3 protein-coding genes are annotated in these 4,052 nt (G+C 69.1%); all 3 read left to right on the plus strand.

What is annotated here, in order from left to right; translation table 11 throughout:
* Positions 1–168 precede the first annotated feature (168 nt).
* The 3 genes from infB to truB all read left to right on the plus strand — a co-directional run bounded on the left by infB (position 169) and on the right by truB (position 4,040).
* Positions 169–2,514: a translation initiation factor IF-2 gene (gene infB / locus AUL34_RS19100; RefSeq protein WP_082653511.1), complete on the plus strand. Its 2,346-nt coding sequence runs from the start codon at positions 169–171 to the stop codon at positions 2,512–2,514.
* A 120-nt stretch (positions 2,515–2,634) separates the two neighbouring features.
* Positions 2,635–3,054, plus strand: a complete 420-nt coding sequence (gene rbfA, locus AUL34_RS19105; protein WP_061937448.1) for a 30S ribosome-binding factor RbfA — start codon at positions 2,635–2,637, stop codon at positions 3,052–3,054.
* Positions 3,054–4,040 carry a tRNA pseudouridine(55) synthase TruB gene (truB, locus tag AUL34_RS19110; RefSeq protein ID WP_061937451.1) on the plus strand — a complete coding sequence of 329 codons (987 nt, stop codon included), beginning with the start codon at positions 3,054–3,056 and terminating at the stop codon, positions 4,038–4,040. The genes rbfA and truB overlap by 1 nt, the downstream gene beginning before the upstream one ends.
* Positions 4,041–4,052 lie beyond the last annotated feature (12 nt).

The raw sequence follows: 4,052 nt of genomic DNA on the forward strand, positions 1-4,052 counted from the left end.
GGTCAGCAGCGTCCCGGCCAGCCGGGCCAGCCGGGCCAGCCGGGCCAGCCGAGCCGTCCCGGCCAGCCGGGCGGGCGTGACGACCGTCGCGGTCCCGCTCCTGCGGCCGCCGCTCCCGGCGCGCGCCAGCCGCGCGGAGCCGTGCTGTCGGACCTTTCCTCGAAGGAAATGGACGCTCGCCGCCGCGCGCTCATCCTCGCCCAGCAGCGCGAGGCTGAGGATCGGCGCCTGTTCCAGATCGAGGAAGCGCGCCGCGTCGCCGAGGACGATCGCCGTCGTGCCGAGCGCGAAGAGTCCGAGCGCCGTCAGGCGGAGGAGGCCGCGCGTCTCGAGCTCGAGGCCGCCGCCCGCCGGAAGGCCGAGGAAGACGCGGCTCGCCGCGCCGCCAACAAGCCCGTCGCCCGCACCGGTGGCGGCAAGGCCGACGTCAACGTCATTCCCGGCCCGCCTCCGGTGGACGACGGTCTCGGCCTGCGCCCTGCCGGCCGCACGGACCTGACGAAGAAGACGCGCGCCGACGACGAGGACGACCGTCGTCGTCCCGGCGCCGCTCGTGGCCCGGCACGCGGCCCGGCGGCGGACGCCGCCAAGCCGACACGCGCTCGCACGCCGGACGACCGCCGTGGCGCGGGCGGCCGTGTCAACGTCGAGCGTGCGCTGTCCGATGACGACGCGCGCGGACGCTCCCTGTCGTCGATGCGTCGGCGCCAGGAGAAGTTCAAGCGCTCGCAGCAGAACCAAGTCCGCGAGAAGATTGCCCGCGAAGTGATTATCCCCGAGACCATCACCATCCAGGAACTCGCCAACCGCATGTCGGAGCGGGCCGTCGACGTCATCAAGTTCCTGATGGCGCAGGGCCAGATGATGAAGCCGGGCGACGTCATCGACGCCGATCTCGCGGAGATCATCGCCTCCGAGTTCGGTCACACGGTGCGCCGCGTGGCGGAATCGGACGTCGAGACCGGCATCTTCGACGTGGCGAGCAACCCGGAGAACCTGGTCACCCGGCCTCCGGTCGTCACGATCATGGGCCATGTCGATCACGGCAAGACCTCGCTCCTCGACGCGATCCGCAAGACGAGCGTCGTGTCCGGCGAAGCCGGCGGCATCACGCAGCATATCGGCGCCTACCAGGTCGAGCAGAACGGGCAGAAGATCTCGTTCATCGACACGCCGGGCCACGCCGCCTTCACGGCGATGCGTGCCCGCGGCGCCCAGGCGACCGACATCGCGATCCTCGTGGTGGCGGCCGACGACTCGGTCATGCCGCAGACGATCGAGTCGATCAGCCACGCGAAGGCGGCCGGCGTGCCGATCATCGTGGCGATCAACAAGATCGACAAGCCGGCGGCCGACGCCCAGAAGGTTCGCACGCAGCTCCTCCAGCACGAGGTGTTCGTGGAATCGATGGGCGGCGAGGTGCTCGACGTCGAGGTCTCGGCCAAGACGGGGACCAATCTCGACAAGCTGCTGGAAGCCATCCTTCTGCAGGCCGAAATCCTCGACCTGAAGGCGGATGCCGAGCGCACGGCCGAGGGCGTGGTGATCGAGGCGCAGCTGGACCGCGGTCGCGGCCCGGTCGCGACGACGCTCGTCCAGGCCGGCACGCTGCGCGTCGGCGACATCGTCGTCGCCGGCGACCAGTGGGGCCGCGTGCGCGCGCTCGTCAACGACCAGGGCAAGCAGCTGAAGGAGGCCGGCCCGTCCATGCCGGTCGAGATCCTCGGCATGCAGGGCACGCCGCTCGCCGGCGATCGCTTCGCGGTGGTCAAGGACGAGGCCCAGGCTCGCGAGATCACCGAGTATCGCCAGCGCCTGACGCGCGAGAAGGCGGTCGCCAAGTCCGCCGGACAGCGCGGCTCGCTCGAGCAGATGATGACCCAGCTCCAGTCGTCGGGGCTCAAGACCTTCCCGCTGCTCATCAAGGGCGACGTGCAGGGTTCGGTCGAGGCCATCGGCACCGCGCTGGACAAGCTCGGCACCGACGAGGTGCAGGCCCGCATCGTCCATTCGGGCGCCGGTGCCATCACGGAGTCGGACGTCCAGCTCGCCGCGACCTCGAACGCCGCCATCATCGGCTTCAACGTTCGCGCCAATGCCCAGGCCCGTCAGCTCGCCGAGCGCGAGGGGATCGAGATCCGCTACTACAACATCATCTACGACCTCGTGGATGACGTGAAGCAGGCGATGTCGGGCCTCCTGTCGCCCGAGCGGCGCGAGACGTTCCTCGGCAATGCCGAGATCCTGGAGGTGTTCCACATCACCAAGATCGGCAAGGTCGCGGGTTGCCGCGTCACGGAAGGCAAGGTCGAGCGCGGTGCGGGCGTGCGCCTCATCCGCGACGGCGTGGTCATCCACGAAGGCACGCTCAAGACGCTCAAGCGCTTCAAGGACGAAGTCGCCGAAGTGCCGGGCGGCCAGGAGTGCGGCATGGCCTTCCAGAACTACGAGGATATCCGCCAGGGCGATATCATCGAGAACTTCCGCGTGGAGCACATCGCCCGCACGCTCTGATCCTCGACGGGGCCGACGGCCCCGCCACCGGACCCGACACGAAAGCCCGGCGGCAACGCCGGGCTTTGCAGTTGCGTTCGCTCATGGTGAAGACGCGGCTCGCGGCCAGGAGCATCCCCCATGCCCAAGCATTCCAACAATCCCAAGGGACCCTCGCAGCGCCAGCTTTCGGTCGGCGAGAAGGTCCGGCACGCGCTGACGGAGACCCTGCAGCGGCGCGAGATCATCGACCCGCTCCTCGAAAACGCCGTGATCAGCGTGACCGAAGTGCGCATGAGTTCCGACCTTAAGCTCGCCACCGCCTACGTGACGGTGTTCGGGCAGGCGGATCTCGACCCGTTCATCCGTGCGCTGAACGCCCATGCGCGGTTCCTGCGCGGGCGGCTGACGCCGGCGCTGAGGCAGATGAAGTACATGCCGGAGGTTCGCTTCCGGCAGGACGACAGTTTCGACAACTATGCCCGGATCGATGCGCTCCTGCGCTCGCCGGAGGTCCTGCGCGACACGCAAGGGACGGAAGACGACGAGGAAGGCAACTGATGGCACGTCGCGGCAAGAAGCCGAAGGGGCGCCCGATCTCCGGCTGGGTGATCTTCGACAAGCCCAAGGGCATGGGCTCCACCGAGGCCGTGTCCAAGATCAAGTGGCTGTATTTCGCGCAGAAGGCGGGACACGCCGGCACGCTGGATCCGCTGGCGTCCGGCATGCTGCCGATCGCGCTCGGCGACGCCACGAAGACCGTGCCCTTCGTGATGGACGGGCAGAAGACCTACCGCTTCACCGTGTCCTGGGGCGCGGAGACGACGACCGACGACACTGAAGGGCCGGTCACCAACGCGTCCGACCGCCGTCCGGCGCGCGCCGACATCGAGGCCTTGCTGCCGAACTACACCGGCGAGATCTCACAGGTGCCGCCCGCCTTCTCGGCGATCAAGATCGAGGGCGAGCGCGCCTACGACCTGGCGCGCGCCGGCGAGACGGTGGAGATCGCCGCCCGCACCGTGACGGTGCACCGGCTGGCGATCGTCGACATGCCCGACGCTTCCACCACGACCTTCGAGGCGGAGTGCGGCAAAGGCACCTATGTCAGGGCCATCGCACGCGATCTTGGCCGCGACCTCGGCTGCTTCGGCCACATCACGGAGCTTCGCCGCGTGCGGGTCGGCTCGTTCGACGAGGACGACATGGTCACGCTGGACGAGTTGATGGATGCGGCCGAAGAAGGCCTGGAGGAACTGACGCCCGAGGCCGCCGAGTCCGGCGCGCGTCCCCGCATCACCGATTTCACCGCGCTCGACGAGATCGTGCTGGATGCCGCGACGGCCCTCAGCGACCTCTACGAGGTGGCGCTGACCGACGACCAGGCGGGCCGTGTCCTGTCCGGAAACCCGGTGCTCCTGCGCGGACGCGATGCACCGGCTTTCTGCGACGAGGCCTATGCGACGGGCCATGGGCGTCTGGTTGCCATCGGCTCGATCGACCAGGGATCGTTTCACCCCAAACGCGTCTTCGGCGGGCGCGGCTGAACGGGCCACGCC

The sequence above is a fragment of the Aureimonas sp. AU22 genome, assembly GCF_001463745.1.
Lineage (GTDB): Bacteria > Pseudomonadota > Alphaproteobacteria > Rhizobiales > Rhizobiaceae > Aureimonas.